This window comes from Olsenella sp. An188, assembly GCF_002160255.1.
GTDB classification, from domain to species: domain Bacteria; phylum Actinomycetota; class Coriobacteriia; order Coriobacteriales; family Atopobiaceae; genus Thermophilibacter; species Thermophilibacter avistercoris.
The window spans coordinates 1-18,455 of the sequence record NZ_NFKF01000006.1 but is presented as its reverse complement, the minus strand read 5'-3'; the positions used below and the strand labels follow the sequence as shown (position 1 = coordinate 18,455).

Here is an 18,455-nt window from a genome sequence, read left to right as displayed (position 1 = left end):
GATGCGTGCGAGTTCCGGACGGTCTGGGCGAGAAAAGCGTCCACGACCTGCACGCGTCTCCGATACATGCGAGTTGCGGACGGTCTGGGCGAGAAGAGCGTGCGGTCGCGCGCCTAGCGGCGGTCCTTCTCCGCGATCTTGAGCGCCACGTCGTGCGCGAGCGTCTCGAGTTCGTCGCCCAGCGGCGCGAGCTCCACGTCCAGGCCGCGGCGACGCAGCGCGGCCGCGATCAGCCAGTCGGTGACGCCGGGGTTCTTGGGCAGGATGGGACCGTGCAGGTACGTGCCGATCACGCCCGCGTGCAGCACGCCCTCGCCGCCGTCCTCGCCGTTGTTGCCGGAGCCGTGCACGAGCGCGCGCCCCAGGGGCTTCTCGCCCGACGCGAGGTGCGTGCGGCCCGCGTGGTTCTCAAAGCCCACGATCGGCGCGTCGCAGACGGGGGAGTCCACGGCAACGTTGCCGATGAGGCGCGTGTCGCCGGCCGTGGTCTCGAGGTCCAGGACGTGCAGCCCCTCGACGCGCTGGTCCCCCATCATGTAGTAGTGGCCCAGCAGCTGGTAGCCGCCGCAGATGGCGAGAAGCACGCCGCCGTCCGCCACGTAGGCCGTGAGCTTGTCCGTCTGGCCGCGCAGCTCGTTGGCCACGGCCAGCTGGTCGCGGTCGGCCCCGCCGCCGAGAAGCACGACGTCCGCGTCCGCGAGGTCGAGTTCCTGGCCCATGAGCACCTGGTCGACGCGGCAGGGGATGCCGCGCCACTCGCAGCGCTTGGACAGCGACGCGATGTTGCCGCCGTCGCCGTAGAGGTTGAGCGCGTCCGGGTAGAGGTGCACGATGCGCAGCGGCCGGTCGAGGGTCGTCGCCGGGCCCGACGTCCCCGGCCGCTCCGGGTGGGAAACCCCGGAGCTGGTTGCGCTCACGGGCGCGCGCCAGTCCCGCTCGAGCCGCTCGAGCTCGGCCACCACGGGCGGAAACGCCGTGTAGTTGGCCACGACGTGGAGCTTCTCGCCCGCCTCGACGAGGGCCAGCGCGTCCTCCACACCGTCGATGAGCTCGATGGCGCCGGGGAGCTCGGCGTACTTCACGCGCACGGCCATGTCCTCGCGACGCGTGCCGCCCACGAAAACGCAGCGCAGGTCGGGCAGGTCGCGCAGGCGCTCGAGGTCGATGTCCCAGATCCAGGATACGTCGTGGCCGTCCGCGTCGTTGTCGTTGAGGAAGAGCGCGAGGTAGCGGCCCTGCTCGGCGCGCACCTGGGCGATCATGCGGTTGAAACCGGTGGGGTTCTTGGCGAGCATGCTCACGGCCTGGTAGCCGCCGTCGAGCGAGAAGGTCTTGCCGCGCCCGCTGGCCGGCTCGTAGGCGTCGAGCACCTCCTGGAAGCGCGCCGCGTCGCCGCCCGTGACCAGGCACCCGGCGAGCGCCGCCATCACGTTGTAGACCATGTAGAGGCCGCTGTAGCGCGTGCGCACGTGGTGGCGCACCACCTCCGAGCCGCGCCGGTCCTCCACGTCAAACTCAAACCCGCCGCAGGTCAGGGTCACGTTCACCGCGGCAAACGCCAGCTCCGGGCGCCTCCAGCCGCACTCCGGGCAGCGGTACGCGCCCAGCTGGCCGTAGTGCACGTACTCGTAGTCGAGCGGCGCGTTGCACCTGGCGCAGAAGCGGCTGTCGGAGATGCGGTCGGCCTCCAGCCCCGTGGGCTCGTCGATGCCGAACGGCAGGCCGGGGTTGTCCACGCGCGCCGCGATGGAGGCGCACAGCGGGTCGTCGGCGTTGTAGACGAGCGCGGTCTTGCCCGAGCGGCGCAGCGCCTCGGCGATCACGTCCTGCGTGTGGTCGATCTCGCCATAGCGGTCGAGCTGGTCGCGGAACAGGTTGAGCAGCACGAGGGCGCGCGGCCGCAGGGCCGGCATCACGCGCACGGTGTAGAGCTCGTCGCACTCGAAGCAGCCTGCCTGCGGGCGCGTGGCGCGGGTCTCCACCAGGGCCGCGGCTATCCCGGACTCCATGTTGTTGCCGGCCCGGTTGCAGGCCACGCGCGTGCCGTCCGCAGCGAGCGCGTCGGCGAGAAGCCCCGTGGTGGTGGTCTTCCCGTTGGTTCCCGTCACCATCACCGAGCGCTCGAGCCTCCCGCCGAGCGACCCGATGATGCCCGGGTCCACGCGCAGCGCCACGGCCCCGGGCGCGTTGCCGCCGCCGCGGTGCAGCAGGCGGGTGGTGCCCCAGCGCGCGGCGTCGGCGGCCAGGCAGGCGATTGTCGAGCGGGCTCCCATGCGCTCTCCTTAGGACGCGGGCGGTGCGGGCGCGTGCCCGCCCGTTCTTCTCGCTGCCATACTAGCACGCGACCGCGGCGCCGCCCGCACCCGACCGCGTGCCCCCGCAACTCTGCTAGTATCTTTCCTGTCGTGCTCGCGGGGATGCTTCTTTTGGAGTGCTTTCCACCGGGATCCCGCAGGTCGCGGACACGACATGCCCGCTCGCGGGCATCCAGCAAAGCCCTCCCAAGGAGAAAGAGAACCGAAGATGAAGCAGGCCAGCACCCACGAGATCTCGCTCGACCGCGCCGCAGGCGCCCGTCGCACCGTCCGCATCGGCATGATAGCCGCGGCCTACGCCGCGCTCACCCTCGCCACGCTGCTCTTCCTGGGCAGCCTTGCCTGGGGTCCCGTCCAGTTCCGCGTCTCCGAGGCCCTCTGCGTCCTCGCGCTCTTCACGGCCGACGCCGTCCCCGGCCTCGCGCTGGGCTGCGCCATCGCCAACCTCGCCAACATCGTGCTCTCCGGCACGGGCATGCTCGGCATGCTCGACGTGGTCTTCGGCACGCTCGCCACCGCGCTCGGCGCCTACTTCACCTGGCGCAACCGCAGCCACCCCGCGCTCGCGCTGCTCGGCCCCGTGATCGCCAACGCGCTCATCGTCCCGGCCTACCTGCCGCTCATGCTGCAGGGCGTGGGCTTCTACACCATCCCGTTCACCAACATCGCGCTCGACGGGGCCTACCCGGCCATGTACGCCTTCGGCCTGCTCGCCACCGGCATCGGCGAGGCCGCGGTGATGTACGTGCTCGGGCTGCCGCTCGCGCGCGCCCTCGCGCGCACCACGCTGCCGCGCATGCTCGGCTCCGAGCTGCCCGAGTCCCTCTCGAGAAAGGGGTAGGAGCCAGGTGAACCCCGTCGTCGTCATCCCCTCATTCTGGGCGCAGGGCGAGAAGCCCGGTGCGCTCGGCGAGCGCGGCGTCTACGACTACACCACGCGCATCGACAAGCCCCTGCCCGAGCTCGAGAGCTGCCTCGCCTCGCTCGAGCAGGTCCGTGGCATCCTGCGCGTGATCGTGCTCGTCGTGGCCCCGCCCTCGTGCGAGGAGTCGGCGCGGGCGCGCGTGAACAGCATCTGCCGCGCCCACGTGGGCCTCAACCCGCTCGTGGTCGGCGCCCAGGAGGCGGCCCACGTCGAGCGCGCGGTCGCCCGCATGGCGCATCACGTGGCGGGGGAGACCGTGTCGCTGCGCGGCTACGGCGCCATCCGCAACATGGGGCTCGCCGTGGCCGCCGTGCTCGGACACGACGTGGTGGTCTTTCTCGACGACGACGAGGTGGTGCTCGACGCCGACTTCCTCGTCAACGCCGTCTACGGCCTGGGCTCGCTCACCCGACAGAACCTGCAGGTCCTTGCCAAGAGCGGCTTCTTCGTGGACGAGTTCGACTCCCCGTACGCCGAGCCCACCGAGGAGTGGAGCGAGCGCTACTGGTCGAAGGCGGCGGACTTCAACAAGGTGATGGAGCGCGCGCAGACGGGCGCGTCGCGCATCACGCGCTCGAACCACCTCTGCGGCGGGTGCTGCGCCCTGCACGCCGCCGCCTACTCGCGCGTGCCCTTCGACCCCTACATCACGCGCGGCGAGGACCTCGACTACGTCCTCAACCTGCGTGCCAACGGCCTCGACGCCTGGTTTGACAACGCGTGGTTCGTCCGCGCGCAGCCGCCCGAGGAGATGGCGCCCGTGCCCTCGACCTTCATGCAGGACGTCTACCGCTGGCTCTACGAGTACCGCAAGCTCGACGCCATGAACGCGCGGCGCGACCTGCGCACGATCACGCCCGAGTCCCTCATGCCCTACCCGGCGCCGTGGCTTTCTGCGGAGGTGCGCCAGCGCGTCTTCCGCACCGCGCTGCGCCGCTTTGTCACGGGCCCCAACCGGCTGGCCTACCTGGGCATCCTCACCAAGGGCCGCTACGAGGCGGACAAGTTCGCGCGCAGCGCGAGCACCCGCTACCTCTCCTTCGCCATGGTCTGGCCCACGATCGTCTCCGCCCTGTGGGAGGATCGCTTCCTGCAGAGCGCCATCCTGTCGACCGGCGAGGTGAGCGCACCCATATCGTCTGCCGTGCACGCGGCGCGCGACGGCGCCGACCCGCTCGCCGACACCGGGTCCCTGCCGAGCCTGGGGGACCTCTCATGAGGCGGCCCGCTGCGCGGCTGAGCGCCAACCTCGTGAGCGTCCTTCTCGTCCTGTGCTCGCTCGCCCTGATAGGCCTGCTCGTGTGGAGCGTGCGCGACGGGCTGGTGATCGCCGCCATGGTGGTGGGGTGCGGCCTGGCGCTCGTCATCGTGATGGGCGGCGCGGTCAACCTCTCCCCGGAGGACACGCGCACCGAGGCCACCGAGCGCACGCTGCGCGTGGCGACCAACACCCTGCAGCACCTCCACGGCGGCCTCACGGTGGACAACGCGCGCGCCATCTGCGCGCTGCTGCTGCCCGAGACCGACGCCGAGGGCATCGCCATCACCGACCGATCCCACGTGCTCGCCTACGAGGGGTCGATAAGCACCACCTACGTCCCCGGGACCGAGAACGCCAAGCCAACGCTCGAGGTGCTCGAGAGCAAGCGCATGGAGACGTTCGTCTCGGTTGACGCCGAGAGCCAGGACGTGAGGCGCTTCTCGATGGGCAACCGCCGCGAGGGGCACGCCTTTGGGATCATCGTCCCGCTGCTCGTCCAGGACCGCGCGGTGGGCGCGATCAAGTTCTACTACCGCCGCGACGTGGACATCGACCGCACCCAGCTCGCCATCGCCGAGGGGCTCGGCTCGCTGCTCTCCACGCAGCTCTCCTCCTACGAGCTCGACCGCCAGGCCGAGCTCACTGCCCGCGCCGAGGTCAAGGCGCTCCAGGCCCAGATCAACCCGCACTTCCTCTTCAACACGCTCAACACCATCGCCTCGTTCACGCGCACCAACCCCACGCGCGCCCGCGACCTGCTGCGCGAGTTCTCGACCTTCTACCGGCGCACCCTCGAGAGCTCGGAGAAGACGCTCATCCCGCTCTCCCAGGAGCTCGAGCAGACGCGGCGCTACCTCAAGATCGAGAAGGCGCGCTTCGGCGAGGACCGCATCGTCGAGACCGAGCACGTCGAGGAGGGCTGCGGCGAGCTCGAGGTGCCGTCGTTTCTCGTGCAGCCGATCGTGGAGAACGCCGTGCGCCACGCGATGCGTGACGAAGGCGCGCTTCATGTGGACGTTCAGGTTGCGACCGACGGGGATGATATTCTTATTGCCGTCGCCGACGACGGACTGGGCATGGACAAGGCGGTGGCCGAGAGGCTCCTCGCCGGCGCCACGGAGCCCGGGAGGTCGCGGGGGCCGGCCGCGGGTGCCGGGACGGGCATGGCGCTGCGCAACGTCGCCGAGCGCATCGAGCGGTTCTTTGGCGTCGGGTCCGGCGTCGAGATCGTCTCCAAGCCCGGCGAGGGGACGTGCGTGACGCTGCGGCTCGCCGGGGCGCGACGCAAGCTCGCCGGCGGTGACCGGCGCGGTAGGGAGTAAGGCACGACGCCGCCGGGCGACCGGGGGCGGGGGGACGCGAAGGGAAAGACTCATGCGCGCGATGATCGTAGACGACGAGGCTCCGGCCCGCTCCGAGCTCAAGTACCTGCTCGAGGAGACCGGTCGCGTTGACGCCATCATGGAGGCGTCGAGCGCCCGCGAGGCCGTGGAGAAGCTGATGGAGGCCAAGGCCGACGTCATGTTCCTCGACATCCAGATGCCCAAGACCTCCGGCATGCAGCTCGCCGAGGCCCTGCACCGCCTCAAGAACCCGCCCGCGATCGTCTTCGTGACCGCCTACAGCGAGTACGCGCTCGAGGCCTTCGAGGTCGACGCGATCGACTACCTGATGAAGCCGGTCGACCCCGAGCGCCTGTCACAGGCCCTCGACAAGGTCCAGGCGCGCTCGAAGCCCCAGCCCCAGAGCCACTCCTCCGTCGAGCGCATCCCGGTGGTCAAGAGCGGCCGCAAGGTGCTGGTGCCCATCGATCAGATTCGCTACATCGAGGCCAAGGACGACTACTCCTGCATCTACACCGACGTGGACAGGTTCCTCTCCACCATCAGCCTGGCCAAGCTGGAACAGAAGCTCGCGCCGCACGGGTTCTTCCGCGTGCACCGCGGCTACATCGTCAACCTTGAGTACGTAGAGGACGTCGAGGTCATCTCCTCCGGCATCCTGCAGCTGGGCATCAACGGCATCGAGGGCAAGAAGATCTCCGTCTCGCGCCGCCGCGTCGTCGCGCTCAAGCGCGCCCTCGGGCTCTAGGCTGGAGGCACGCTTGCTCACGCGCTACGACATCGTCTCCGACACCCACGGCTACCTCTCGCCCGAGCTCCTCGCCGAGCTCGCCGGCGCCGACGTGATCGTGCACGCCGGCGACATCTGCTCGCCGTCCGACTACCTGACGCTGTGCGGCATCGCCCGCGTGCAGATGTGCCTCGGCAACAACGACTGGTCCCACGACTACGGCCCGGCCGTGAAGGGCCGCAAGATCTTCTACGGCAGCGGCCTCAAGTGGCAGGTCACGCACTATCGCCAGCATCTCAACCTCACGATGTGCGACGTCGCGATCTGCGGGCACACCCACACGCCCTTCGTGGAACGCGACGAGTGGACCCACACGCTCGTCATGAACCCGGGCAGCCCCACCTACCCGCGCCGCTCGCGTCCCTCCATGGGTCGAATCCTGGTGGACGACGGCAAGGTCGTCGAGGCCAAGATCATCACCCTCGCATAAAACGGGGCGAGAAGAACCTCGCGCCGAGGTGCTTCTCGCCCACGCCATGACCCGGGCCCGGGTTGTGCCCGCGGCCTAGCCCTCCTGCCGCGGCCGGTCGACGACGAGAAACGCCGGCGCCACCACCTTGGTGTAGAAGACCAGCCACACGAGCGAGACGCAGAAGCCGGCGATGACGTCTGAGGCGTAGTGGACCCCCAGGTAGATGCGGCTCACGCCCACCATGACGATGACGAGCCCAAAGACCACGCACCACACCACGCGCATGACGTCCTTGCGGTGGAAGCGCCAGACCATCCAGATGAGCAGGCCAAAGAACGCCATGGACACCATCGAGTGCCCCGAGGGGAAGCTGTAGCCCGTCTCCGAGATGAGGCGGAAGCCCTCCGGCCTCGGCCGCTGCACGATCTCCTTGAGAATCGTGTTGAGGACGACCACGCAGACCAGGTTGACCGAGACGCACCACCCCGGCGCCTTGCCCGGGGCGAGCGCGGCGATGACCGCCGCCATCACGGCGAGGACCACGACCGAGGCGAGCGACGTGAAGCCCTCCATGACGTGGGTGAGCGCGTCGGAGCGCATCCGGCCGACGAAGAGGTCGTAGGCCATCGTGTCGAGCTTCATGATCTCGCCCTCGGCCACCTCGTTGAGCAGCACCACAAAGACGAGCGCCGCCACGAGCAGCACGACGGTGCGAAGGTTCTCCCGCGCAAGCGACAGGGCGCCGCGGGTGATGTCCCGGGCGCCCTGCGCGAGCTCCTTGCCCCTGGCACCCATGCCTAGAGGTTGGCCTCGAGCTCGGAGACGAGCGCGGGCTTGGGCATGTTGCCGACCATGGTGTGGACGGGCTTGCCGTCCTTGAACAGGATGAGCGTGGGGATGGAGACGATGCGGAACCTCGTGGCGAGGTCGGGCTCGTCGTCGACGTTGCACTTGTAGACGTCCAGGCGGTCGGACATCTCCTGGGCGACCTGGTCGACGACGGGGCCGAGCGCGCGGCACGGGCCGCACCACGACGCCCAGAAGTCAACGAGGACGGGCTTTGCGGAGCCGGAGACGACGGAGTCGAAGTCGATGCTGGTAATTGCCTTGGCCATGGGAACCTCCCTGGTCGGATTCTCTGCTTGATTGGCTTATGCCCGATTTACACTGGTTCAAACGCGCGTGGAGAAAATGCCATGAGCGAGGTGGCAGTTTGGGCGGCGACGCCGCCCCAGGCGTCGGGAGGAGCGGAGATGCCGTCAGAGAGGGATGCGCGCCGTCGCGCGTGCCTGGACAAGACCGCCGCGGAGCTGGACGCGCTCGAGGCGCGCGGCGCCGTCATGGGCGGCTACGCGTTCTCCGCGGTCCTTCTCGTCAAGGGCGAGCTCTCCGAGGCCGAGAGGGGAGGCGACGAGCCCCTCTCGGGCGCCGACGGGAAGGCCCTCAGGGCGTCGCTCGAGCGCCTCGGCTACGCGCCGGAGGACTGGGGGTGGCTGCTCGCGACGGATGCGGGCGGGGACCCGCTCGACGCCGCGCTCTTCTCCGAGGCCGTCTGCGCGCTCGACCCCGCGACGCTCGTGCTGTGCGACGGCGCGGCGGCCGACCTCGCGCGCGAGGCCTACGCGGACGACCTCGCCGACCTCGAGCGCCTCGAGGAGGCCATGCTCGCCCCCGGGGAGGTGGCGCACGTCCGGGGGATGCGCCTGCTCGCCCTCGGCGGGTTCGAGGCGGCGCTCGTCGACGCGCACGAGAAGCAGGTCATGTGGGCGCGCCTCAAGAGGATTCCCCCGCTCGGCGAGCCGTTCTAGCTGGAGGCGAGGTCGTGGTCCCGCGGAGGGGCTGCTCGCGCTATCCTTAACCTATCTGTTGCAGCTCGGGGAAGGAGCAGCCCATGCCCACCATATCCGCCCCTATCGACGCCACGACCACGCCCGCCTGGGCGGCGCTCAAGGCGCACCACGACGAACTCGTGGCCGGCGGCTTCAGCCTCAAGGAGGCCTTCGCGACGGACGCCGAGCGCGTCTCCAAGCTCACCTTCGAGACGAGCGACCTGCACTTCGACCTCTCCAAGAACCTCGTTGACGACAAGACCCTCGAGCTGCTGTGCCAGCTCGCGCGCGAGGTCGGCCTCGAGGAGCGCCGCGACGCCATGTACGCGGGCGCCCACATCAACACCACCGAGGACCGCGCCGTCCTCCACACGGCGCTGCGTCGCCCGGCCAGCGAGGTCGGCACCGTGTTCGACGGCGAGCAGGACTGCGTGGCGGACGTCCGAGAGGTGCTCGAGCGCATGTACGCCTTCGCGCGCCGCGTCCGCTCCGGTGAGTGGAAGGGCGTCTCGGGCAAGCGCATCGAGCACGTGCTCTCCATCGGCATCGGCGGCTCCGACCTCGGCCCCGTCATGGTCTACGAGGCCCTGAAGCCGCTCGCCGACGCCGGGATCGACTGCACCTACGTCTCCAACATTGACCCCAACGACATGGCCGAGAAGGTCCGTGGGCTCGACCCCGAGACCACGCTCGTGATCGTGGTCTCCAAGACCTTCACCACGCTCGAGACCCTCACCAACGCCCGCGAGGCCAAGACCTGGCTGCTCGAGGGGCTGCGCGCCGCCGGCGCCGTCGACGGGTCGGCCGAGCAGGACGCCGAGGCCATCAAGAAGCACTTCGTCGCCGTCTCCACGGCGCTCGACCTCGTGGCCGACTTCGGCATCGACCCCGAGAACGCCTTCGGCTTCTGGAGCTGGGTCGGCGGCCGCTACTCGGTCGACTCCGCGGTGGGCCTCTCGCTCATCGTGGCGCTTGGCCCGGAGCGCTTCGAGGAGTTCCTCGCCGGCTTCCACGACCTCGACACCTACTTCCAGGACACCCCGCTCGAGAAGAACGTGGTGGCGCTTCTCGGCCTGCTCAACGTCTGGTACGTGAACTTCTGGGGCATGAAGAGCCACGCCGTGCTGCCGTACAACCAGTACCTGCACCGCTTTGCCGCCTACTTGCAGCAGCTCACGATGGAGTCCAACGGCAAGTCCGTGCGCTGGGACGGCACGCCCGTGACGTCCGACACCGGCGAGATCTTCTGGGGCGAGCCGGGCACCAACGGCCAGCATGCCTTCTACCAGCTGATTCACCAGGGCACCCAGCCCATCCCGGCTGACTTCATCGCCTTCGTGAACACGCCCAACCCCGTGAAGGACGGCGACCAGGACGTCCACGAGCTGTTCCTGGGCAACTACCTCGCCCAGACCAAGGCGCTCGCCTTTGGCAAGACGGCCGACGAGGTCCGCGCCGAGGGCACGGCCGAGTGGATGGTCCCGGCGCGCGTCTTCGAGGGCAACCGTCCCACCACGTCCATCTTCGGCGTCGAGCTGACGCCGCACGCGCTCGGCGAGCTCATCGCGCTCTACGAGCACATCACCTTCGTCGAGGGCACGGTCTGGGGCCTGGACTCCTACGACCAGTGGGGCGTCGAGCTGGGCAAGCAGCTCGCCAAGCAGATCACGCCCGCCTTCCACGACGACGCGGCGCTGGCCGAGCAGGACGCGTCCACGCAGGCGCTCATCGCCTACTACCGCGCCCACCGCAAGTAGGCTGGGGGCGCCTCGCCCGCAGTGATCGCTTGGGCCGTCGGGCACTTCTCGCCCGGCGGCCCTTTTGTTGGGCTGTCGAGGTTCTTCTCGCCGACGCTGCCCCCGCTCGCCCTCCTCGCCCGGATGCGGCCTCGCTCGGTGTCGTGCCCTTGCCCGCCGCGGCCAAAACGGCCCGCGATTGGGTGGCATGTTTGATACGCGGGCGCGCAACCCATCAAGGATGCCACCCAATATCAGCAAAAGTGCGGCAATCTGGCGAGAATAACGCCCCCTCGCGGCCCCCCACATCAAACGTTGCGCCCAGTCGCACAGGGTTTCTGGCGAGAAGGGCCCCGCGCCGGACGCACGGAGGGCCAAACGCCCAACCGCCCGCGTTTTGTGGCAGCACTCCTCTCGTGCGTCGGCCCCGGCTAGCGCCTGCGCCGGACGCTGTCTAGCGCAAAAGTCACAACACCCCCATCTACCTGCGGATGGCAACCGCAAGGCGCCTCCCGGTTGCCGGGAGGGCGGCCGAAAAGCAGCCTCGGGTTGGTGGAGCGCGACCGTCTGGTACCGTAACGTACGTGGTGCCGGCAACGAACCCGCACCCCGACCGAAGGGCCAGCCATGAGCTTTCGCGACAACCTCCAGCACCTCCGCGCAACGCGCAACATGACCCAGGAGCAGCTCGCCATGCTGCTCGGCGTCTCCCGCCAGTCCGTGACCAAGTGGGAGGCGGAGAAGAGCTATCCGGAGATGGACAAGCTCCTCAAGATCTGTCAGGTCTTCGAGTGCTCGCTCGACGACCTCGTCCAGGGCGACCTCACCGGCCGCTCGCCGGAGCCGGCCGCCGCCGTCCCCGCCGGCCCGCCCACTGACGTCTGCGGCTACGACGAGCACCAGCGCATGCTGGCGTGGAAGGTCCCCACGGGCGTGGCCGCCATCCTCGCGGGAATCGCAATCGGCCTCTTCTTTGAGGGTGCGGCCGACCTCGTCCCGGTCGGCGCGCGTGACGGCCTGTTCGTCCTCATTGTCTTGGCGGGCGTTCTGGTGGGTCTCGTGTTTCTGGTCCCGGCCTGCATGGACCACGCTGCCTTCCAGAGGGCGCATCCCTACGTGGAGGACTTCTACACCGAGGACGACCGGGCCCGCGCCCGCAAGTCGTTCTCGGCAGGGCTTGTCGGCGGCATTGCGCTCATCTTTGTGGGCATCGGCTTTCTGCTGGTGCTGGGGGAGGACCATGCGCGGGAGAACGTGGCCCTGTTCTTCCTGATGTTCTTCATCGCCCTGGGCGTGTGGAACATCATCCATTACGGGATTCTCCTCGGCCGCACCAACGTGGCCGAGTACAACAGGAGCGTCGCCGAGGAACTCGAGGTGGAGGACATCGTGGGTGCCCAGGTTGACGAGGAGGTCCGCTCCGCCCTGCTTGAGCGGAAGCGCTCCGGCGAGAAGATCGGCGCGGTGTGCGGCGTCATCATGATCGTCGCCACGATCGTGGGCTTTGTCCTGCTGTTCGCCCCGGTCTTCTCGTCTGGCGACCCGTCCAGCTTCAACCCCGAGGGCACCTCTGCCATGTGGTTCTGGATGGCCTGGGTCGTGGGCGGACTGCTCTGCGCCATCGTGACCATCCTCATGAACGCGTTTGGCAAGAAGGAGTAACGTCTTGGGTGCGGGGCGACGGGGGCCGAGCGCCCCAGTCGGGACGTCCAGCGCGGGGAACGCGGAGGCATGGCTATGAGTGACGACATCCGGGGCACCTCTCGCATCCCGCTCGTGCTCGACCTCGACACCGGCATCGACGACGCCCTCGCGCTGGCCTACGCCCTCGGCAGCCCCGAGGTCGAGCTCGTTGGCGTGGTGTCGAGCTACGGCAACGTGACCATGGAGACCGCCGCGCGCAACACCTGCGCCCTCCTCGAGCTTCTCGGTCGGCCTGACATTCCCGTCTACCTGGGACTTGATCGTCCGACTGCGTCCGCGGGACCCTTCTCGCCGCCTCCGGGGGTGGTCCGCATACACGGGGAGAACGGCCTTGGCGGGGCGGTGCTGCCCTGCGGATGCCGCACAACCCGCCAAAACGGGGTGGATTTCATCGCAAACGCGGGGGTTATGCGGCATCGGGAGCTCTGCTACGTACCGACCGGGCCCCTCACGAACCTCGCGGCCGCCCTTCGGCGCTCGCCGGGGCTCGCCTCCCGCCTCCCGCGCGTGACCTTCATGGGCGGCGCGCTCACCGTGCCGGGCAACGTGACGCCCTGCGCCGAGGCCAACGTCCACAACGATCCGGAGGCCGCGGACGCCGTGCTGCACTCGGGGCTGCGGACGTGCATGGTCGGGCTCGACGTCACGCACCAGGCGATCCTCACCCGAGAGGAGACCGCCGCCTGGCGCGAGCTCGGGGCCGCGGGGAGGCTCTTTGCCCAGATGGCCGACTACTACATTGGCATCTACGAGAAGAACAACCCGTGCCTCGGCGGCTGCGCCCTTCACGACCCCCTGGCCGTGGCCGCGGCCATCGACCCCACGCTCGTGAGGTGCCTGTCGGCCAACCTGTGCGTGGACCTCACGGGCCCCACGCGCGGCCGCACGGTCTGCGACCCCGCGCGCCTGCGTGACGCGGAGAAGCGCTGCGACGTGGCCCTTGGCGTTGACGTCCCGCGCTTCCTCGGGGAGTTCCGCACGCGGGTCCGCCGCGCCCTCGGCGGCCGCTAGCGCCGCTGCTTGTCGGGCGGGCGCAGCTCGGTGAGGGCCGTGTAGTCCACGTTGGCCGAGGACGGGCGCATCTCGCCGGGCGCGTACCAGTCGAGCGCGCAGTCGATCCACGCGTTCCAGAACGGCCACTCGTGCGCGCCGATCTCGGGCTCCCAGTACGTGACGTCAAAGTCCGCGCTCTTGAGCAGGCGGACGAGGTCGCGGTTGTTCTGGCAGAGGTTGTCGTGCAGGCCGCAGGCCACGTAGAAGCGCGGCTTGGGCAGCTCGGGGTTGTTGCGGAACTTGTCGACGATCGCCACGTAGTCCTTGTCGGACCCGATCACCGTGTCGATGTCGCCGAAGAAGCGCTCGTAGTAGCGGCGCTTGCGCGGCGAGTGCGACTCGACGGCCTCGATCACGCGGTCGCGCATGAAGGCGCCCGAGAGCACGATGATGCTGCCAAAGCGGTCGGGCTTGAGCAGGCCGTTGACGAGCGCGGTGTACGCGCCGATGGAGATGCCGGCGAGCGCCGTGTCCTCGCGCTTGGTGGAGAGCGGCAGCAGCCGGCGCGTGAAGTCGACGAGCTCCTCGCTGATGAACTTGCCGTGCCACTCGTTGATCTCGGGCTTGTTGAGGTAGAGGCCGTCCTCGCCGGAGGGCATGATGAGGACGACGTCGCGCGCCTCGGCCGTCTCGACCACGTGCGTGCGGTCGATCCAGTCCACGTCCTGGCCGAAGAGGCCGTGCAGCAGGTAGACGGTGCGGTACGGGCCGCGGCGCTTCTTGGCGAGCTTGTCTCCGTCCATCTTGTCGGCGGGCACGACGGCCGTCAGAATCACGTTGCGCTGGAGGTAATGGGAGTAGAAGTCAACCCTCAGAAGTGCCATGCGCGTCCCTCCCCGTGAGGTCGGTCGATCCGCTCAAACAACGTGCGTCCCAAGGGCCCGACGGCTCGCTAGAGCAGCCAGTTGAGCGCCTCGGGCAGGGCCGCGTTCCAGAAGTCCCAGTCGTGGCCACCGCACATCTCATGGTAGGTCACGTCGAGCCCGGTGTCGCGCATGCGCTGGGCCAAAACCCGGTTGGGCTCGGCGAGCGGGTCCTGGTTGCCGCACGTCATGAAGATGCGCGGGCGCGGGCGGTCGCAGTAGACGAGGTCGGCCGCGAGGCGCGCCGGGTCCTTGTCGCTCCCGCGCACCTCGTCGAGGTTCCCGAAGGTGTGCTCGAGGAACGGGCGCGAGAGGAAGAACAGGCCGTCGGAGGAGATGAGCTGGTCGAAGCTGTCGATGATCATGGCCGAGGACAGCGACACGATGGCGCCGAAGGTCTCGCAGTACTTGAGGCCGTTCCTGAGCGCGCCGTACGCGCCCATCGAGATGCCGCCGATGAAGGTGTCCTCGCGACGGCAGGAGAGCGGGAACATCCGCCGCGCCACCTCGACGAGCTCCTGCCCGACGAAGCGCCCGTAGTAGTTGTGGACCTCGGGCTGGTCGAGGTAGAAGGCGTTGTAGCCGGAGGGCATGACCACGGCGATCCCGTGGCTCTCGGCCCAGTTGCGGATGCGCGTCTCGCTGATCCAGTCGGCGTGGTTGCCGGAGATGCCGTGCAGCAGGAAGAGCGTCTTGTACGGCTCCTTGCGCGGCGGGTAGGGACGCTGCTCCCAGGCCGAGGTCTCGGCGGCGAAGTCGCCCTTCGCGTGGCGCATGATCGAGTCGGTCGCGTAGGCGGCGCCCTGGTCGTCAAAGGGGAGGATGACCTCGAGCGTGGTGGTGCGCATGAGGGAGGAGGAGAAGTAGTCGACGCTGATGAGTGCCATGGGGGTGCCTCCTTTACGGCGAGAAGAACTTGGGCCAGTATAGCGCGCGCGACGCGACGATCAGGACAGGGTGGGCCGTCACACCTTCTGGCGGACGGCGCCGAGGTTCTTCTCGGCAACTATGAAGACGCCCCGGCCGCGAGGACGCTGCGGCCGTACGAGGCCGTGGTCTGGAGCGCGTGACAGGCCGCGCGCGGTCCGCGCCGGCCCCGGGGACGGGGCGTGCGGACCGCGCGCATGCGGTGACGCTAGCGCCCGGCCTTCTCGCCGAGGAAGCGGACGAGGTCGTGGAAGCGGTTCTCGGAGAGGGCGCTGCGCGGGACGAAGACGTAGCGCCTCCGTGCGAAGCCCGCCACGAGAAAGTCCGACGTGTCGTGAACGAAGCGCAGGTCGGAGAGGTCAAAGTCCTGTTGGCCGCCCTCGTCGTTGCAGAGGTGCAGGGAGTTCTCGCACACGGTGACGTGGACGCGCGAGCCCATCGTCACCGGGTCGAGGTTGGTGCCGCGCGCGTAGCGGACCTGGAGGCTGCTCAGGTTGTTGGTCACGTAGAGCAGCGTCGCCGGGATCAGGAAGACGATGACGAGCAGCAGCGTCTGGTCCCTCAGGGCCATGGCGAGCAGGATGAGCACGACGAGCGAGCCAAAGTCGGCGACGGTCAGGATGCCCTTGAGGCGTGGGGCGATCTGCTCGGCCGCGCGGTTGAGCGAGAGCTCGTTGTATTCGAAGGTGGCCGAGAAGCGCACGTCCTCGTAGCGCGCGTCGTCGAACCAGCTGGGTGCGGGCGCGCTCTCGCGGTGGCGCGCCGGGGACTTCTTGCTCATGCGTGATCTCCTTCGGGTCTACCTACCAGACAAATCCTAGCGCCCTGTGGAGGACTTGTCTTCGAGATGTGCTTGGCCGGTGAAGAGCGCCGTTCGCCGGAGCCTTGCGTCTGAGACGCCGGCGATGGGGAATGATACTGACTGCGCAGGGGGCGGGCGCGCGCCGAGAGGGATTCGCGCGGGCCCGCACTGTAGAGCTTAAAAGCTTGGCAGCTGCCAAAGTGGGGGCCCGGACGCCACGGCGTCGACGGGCCCTCGTCTATTATCTGGCTCCCTCGTCTTGCGCCTTGCTGCCGGCCCCGCGCCGACCGGCCGGGCGCCGCCTAGTCCACCAGGAGCGGCTCCATCTCAAAGGTGAGGCAGTTCACGTAGCCGCGGTTGGTGAGGCGCAGCTCGGGCACGCACGCGAGCGACATCACGCCCATCGTCATGAACGGAGAGGGCATCGTGCAACCCATCTCCGCCCACGCCGCGCGGGCCCGCGCGACCTTCTCGGCCACCTGCTCGACGCGCTCGGTGCTCATGAGGCCGCAGACCGGAAGCTCCACCAGCGCCAGCACCCGCCCGTCGGCCACGGCGACCTCGCCGCCGCCGCACTCGGCGAGCGTGCGCGCCGCGAGCGCCATGTCCTCGTCGTTGTCGCCCATGACCAGCAGGTTGTGGGCGTCGTGGGAGACGGTCTGGGCGAGCGCCCCGTGGATGCCGAAGCCCGTGACAAAGCCCTGCGCGTGCGTGCCGTCCGCCCCGTGGTGGCGGTCAAAGACGCACACCTTGAGGACGTCGTGGGCCGGGTCGGCGAGAAGCGCGCCGTCTCGCACGGGCACCTCCACCACGATGTCGCGCGTGAGGGTGTCGCCGGGCTCGATGCCCATGGCGCGCACGCGGGCCGTGCCGTCCGGGCGGCCGGGCGCGTCAAAGCGGAAGGTCTCGGCGGTGGGCGTGAAGCCGAGGTTCATCGTGTGGGTCATCCACTCCGGCCAGGCGTAGGGCTCGACCTCAAAGAGGGCGCGCCCGTCCTCGGCCACGAGCTCGCCGTCGACGAACACCTTGCGTGCGCGGAAGCCCTCCAGGTCGTCGAGAAGGACGATGTCGGCGCACTTCCCCGGCGTGACGGAGCCGAGGTCGTGCGCGAGCCCGAAGTACTCGGCGCAGTTGATCGTGGCCATCTGGACGGCCGTCACCGGGTCGAGGCCCAGTTCGACGGCGGTGCGGAGCACGCGGTCCATGTGCCCCTCGCCGACGAGGGTCTCGGGGTGGCAGTCGTCGGTGCACAGCAGGCAGAGGCGCGTGTCCACGCCGCTCGCCACGAGCTGCGGGAGGTAGCCGGGCAGGTTGAGCCACGCCGAGCCGTAGCGCAGCTGCACGTACATGCCGAGGCGCAGCTTCGCGAGCACCTCGTCGAAGCTCCCCGACTCGTGGCAGGACGAGACGCCCGAGGCCACGTAGGCGCTGAGCGCACGGTCGCGGTCGGGCGAGGGGAAGTGCCCGGTCACCACGCGGTCTGCCTCGAGCGTGGCGCGCACCTCGTCGATGGCGTTCTCCTCGCAGGAGAGGATGCCGGGGAAGTTCATCATCTCGCCGAGGGCGACGACGTTGTCCCACCCCATGGTGTCGGCGATGTCTGCGGCCGTGACCTCGGCGCCGGTGTCCTCGACGCCCGTGACCGCCGGCACGCACGAGGGCGGCGTCATCATGGCCTTGAGCGGGACGCGCCCGGCGTCCTCGAACATCGCGCGCACCCCGGCGAGCCCCGCGACGTTTCCCACCTCGTGCGGGTCGCACAGGATGGCGGACGTGCCGCGCGGCACCACGGCGCGCGCGTACTCGGCCACGCCGATCATGGCGCTCTCCACGTGGATGTGGCTGTCCATGAAGCCCGGCGTCGCGTAGAGGCCCGTGGCGTCCACGACCAGCGTGTCGGGCCCGATGCAGTGCTCGGCCGTGTGCTCGCCCAGGCCCAGGTAGGCAACTCGCCCGCAGGCGACGGCGATGTCGGTGTCGGGCAGGATCTCGTGGGTGGTCACGCTCACGAGGTTTGCGTGACGAATCACGAGGTCAGCGGGCTTCTCGCCCTGTGCGACGCGCACGAGCTCGTCGTTGCACTCCCAGAGCGGGGTCTTGCAGAAGCGGTTGCGCATGGGGCCTCCTCGGTTGTGGTTTGGAATAGGGTAGCGCGGCGCTGGCGGGGTGGGGCCGACTTTGCTAGAGTGTTCTGCGAGCGCGTTCGGTGGGTTCGGGTGACGTCACACCTCGAACCTGGTCAGGGCCGGGAGGCAGCAGCCATAAGGGGCCTCTGGCGGGCACCCGATCCCACCGAGCGCGCTTTTCTTGTGCCGCTGCGCGGCGCTTTCCCGCTGGCCTCCGCTCGCTCCGCTTAAAGATTCGGGGTAATGGCAATCGGTGGCCCCGGCGCGCTTAAAGATCCGGGGTAATGGCAGCCGCCCCCTTCGGCGCGCTTAGGAAAACCGCGTTATGGCGAGAAGAACCCGTGTCTTTGCTTAGCAATCCGGGGTTAT

The 18,455-nt window shown here is 69.2% G+C and carries 16 protein-coding genes and 1 other RNA gene; 10 read left to right on the top strand and 7 right to left on the bottom strand.

Annotation, left to right across the window (positions count from 1 at the left end; genetic code table 11):
• Nucleotides 1-113: 113 nt before the first annotated feature.
• Complete coding sequence (locus B5F23_RS07170) at nucleotides 114-2,273, bottom strand: MurT ligase domain-containing protein (protein WP_087353204.1); 2,160 nt, start codon at nucleotides 2,271-2,273, stop codon at nucleotides 114-116.
• Nucleotides 2,274-2,595: 322 nt separating this feature from the next.
• On the opposite strand from B5F23_RS07170, the gene B5F23_RS07165 reads away from it, so the two are divergent.
• From B5F23_RS07165 to B5F23_RS07145, 5 genes are read left to right on the top strand one after another with little or no spacing between them, the layout of a single operon-like run.
• Nucleotides 2,596-3,156 (top strand): QueT transporter family protein, encoded by a 561-nt coding sequence (locus B5F23_RS07165; RefSeq protein WP_087353418.1) that lies wholly within the window; start codon nucleotides 2,596-2,598, stop codon nucleotides 3,154-3,156.
• Between the two features lie 7 nt (nucleotides 3,157-3,163).
• Nucleotides 3,164-4,459 carry a glycosyltransferase family 2 protein gene (locus tag B5F23_RS07160; protein WP_206392316.1) on the top strand — a complete coding sequence of 432 codons (1,296 nt, stop codon included), beginning with the start codon at nucleotides 3,164-3,166 and terminating at the stop codon, nucleotides 4,457-4,459.
• Nucleotides 4,456-5,823 carry a sensor histidine kinase gene (locus B5F23_RS07155; RefSeq protein ID WP_087353202.1) on the top strand — a complete coding sequence of 456 codons (1,368 nt, stop codon included), beginning with the start codon at nucleotides 4,456-4,458 and terminating at the stop codon, nucleotides 5,821-5,823. Before B5F23_RS07160 ends, B5F23_RS07155 begins: the two co-directional genes overlap by 4 nt.
• 52 nt (nucleotides 5,824-5,875) lie before the next feature.
• On the top strand, nucleotides 5,876-6,592 hold the full coding sequence (locus B5F23_RS07150) for a LytR/AlgR family response regulator transcription factor (protein ID WP_087353200.1): 717 nt from the start codon (nucleotides 5,876-5,878) through the stop codon (nucleotides 6,590-6,592).
• A gap of 13 nt (nucleotides 6,593-6,605) precedes the next feature.
• Complete coding sequence (locus B5F23_RS07145) at nucleotides 6,606-7,064, top strand: YfcE family phosphodiesterase (RefSeq protein WP_087353198.1); 459 nt, start codon at nucleotides 6,606-6,608, stop codon at nucleotides 7,062-7,064.
• 75 nt (nucleotides 7,065-7,139) lie between these two features.
• Here the strand turns inward: B5F23_RS07145 and B5F23_RS07140 are convergent, their stop codons facing one another.
• Together B5F23_RS07140 and trxA are read right to left on the bottom strand one after the other, a co-directional pair.
• Complete coding sequence (locus B5F23_RS07140) at nucleotides 7,140-7,841, bottom strand: phosphatase PAP2 family protein (RefSeq protein ID WP_087353196.1); 702 nt, start codon at nucleotides 7,839-7,841, stop codon at nucleotides 7,140-7,142.
• Between the two features lie 2 nt (nucleotides 7,842-7,843).
• Nucleotides 7,844-8,161 (bottom strand): thioredoxin, encoded by a 318-nt coding sequence (trxA, locus tag B5F23_RS07135; RefSeq protein ID WP_087353194.1) that lies wholly within the window; start codon nucleotides 8,159-8,161, stop codon nucleotides 7,844-7,846.
• Nucleotides 8,162-8,299: 138 nt separating this feature from the next.
• Here trxA and B5F23_RS07130 point away from each other — a divergent pair, with 138 nt between their 5' ends.
• The 4 genes from B5F23_RS07130 to B5F23_RS07115 all read left to right on the top strand — a co-directional run bounded on the left by B5F23_RS07130 (nucleotide 8,300) and on the right by B5F23_RS07115 (nucleotide 13,326).
• The gene (locus B5F23_RS07130) at nucleotides 8,300-8,854 is read left to right on the top strand and encodes a hypothetical protein (protein WP_087353192.1); all 555 of its coding nucleotides are present in this window, start codon (nucleotides 8,300-8,302) and stop codon (nucleotides 8,852-8,854) included.
• Between the two features lie 83 nt (nucleotides 8,855-8,937).
• Nucleotides 8,938-10,632, top strand: a complete 1,695-nt coding sequence (gene pgi / locus B5F23_RS07125) for a glucose-6-phosphate isomerase (protein WP_087353190.1) — start codon at nucleotides 8,938-8,940, stop codon at nucleotides 10,630-10,632.
• A 606-nt stretch (nucleotides 10,633-11,238) separates the two neighbouring features.
• Nucleotides 11,239-12,273, top strand: coding sequence for a helix-turn-helix transcriptional regulator (locus B5F23_RS07120; protein WP_087353188.1), 1,035 nt, complete (start codon nucleotides 11,239-11,241; stop codon nucleotides 12,271-12,273).
• Nucleotides 12,274-12,348: 75 nt separating this feature from the next.
• Nucleotides 12,349-13,326: a nucleoside hydrolase gene (locus B5F23_RS07115; RefSeq protein ID WP_087353186.1), complete on the top strand. Its 978-nt coding sequence runs from the start codon at nucleotides 12,349-12,351 to the stop codon at nucleotides 13,324-13,326.
• On the opposite strand, the gene B5F23_RS07110 is transcribed toward B5F23_RS07115, so the two are convergent.
• The 4 genes from B5F23_RS07110 to B5F23_RS07095 all read right to left on the bottom strand — a co-directional run bounded on the left by B5F23_RS07110 (nucleotide 13,323) and on the right by B5F23_RS07095 (nucleotide 18,077).
• On the bottom strand, nucleotides 13,323-14,192 hold the full coding sequence (locus tag B5F23_RS07110; RefSeq protein WP_087353184.1) for an alpha/beta hydrolase: 870 nt from the start codon (nucleotides 14,190-14,192) through the stop codon (nucleotides 13,323-13,325). The two genes, B5F23_RS07115 and B5F23_RS07110, sit on opposite strands and share 4 nt — an antisense overlap.
• Before the next feature lie 68 nt (nucleotides 14,193-14,260).
• Nucleotides 14,261-15,118, bottom strand: coding sequence for an alpha/beta hydrolase (locus B5F23_RS07105; protein WP_087353182.1), 858 nt, complete (start codon nucleotides 15,116-15,118; stop codon nucleotides 14,261-14,263).
• A gap of 248 nt (nucleotides 15,119-15,366) precedes the next feature.
• Nucleotides 15,367-15,939: a hypothetical protein gene (locus tag B5F23_RS07100; protein ID WP_087353180.1), complete on the bottom strand. Its 573-nt coding sequence runs from the start codon at nucleotides 15,937-15,939 to the stop codon at nucleotides 15,367-15,369.
• Between the two features lie 323 nt (nucleotides 15,940-16,262).
• Nucleotides 16,263-18,077 (bottom strand): adenine deaminase, encoded by a 1,815-nt coding sequence (locus B5F23_RS07095; RefSeq protein WP_087353178.1) that lies wholly within the window; start codon nucleotides 18,075-18,077, stop codon nucleotides 16,263-16,265.
• A gap of 86 nt (nucleotides 18,078-18,163) precedes the next feature.
• Here B5F23_RS07095 and ffs point away from each other — a divergent pair.
• Nucleotides 18,164-18,259: signal recognition particle sRNA small type (ffs, locus tag B5F23_RS07090), an RNA gene on the top strand.
• Nucleotides 18,260-18,455 lie beyond the last annotated feature (196 nt).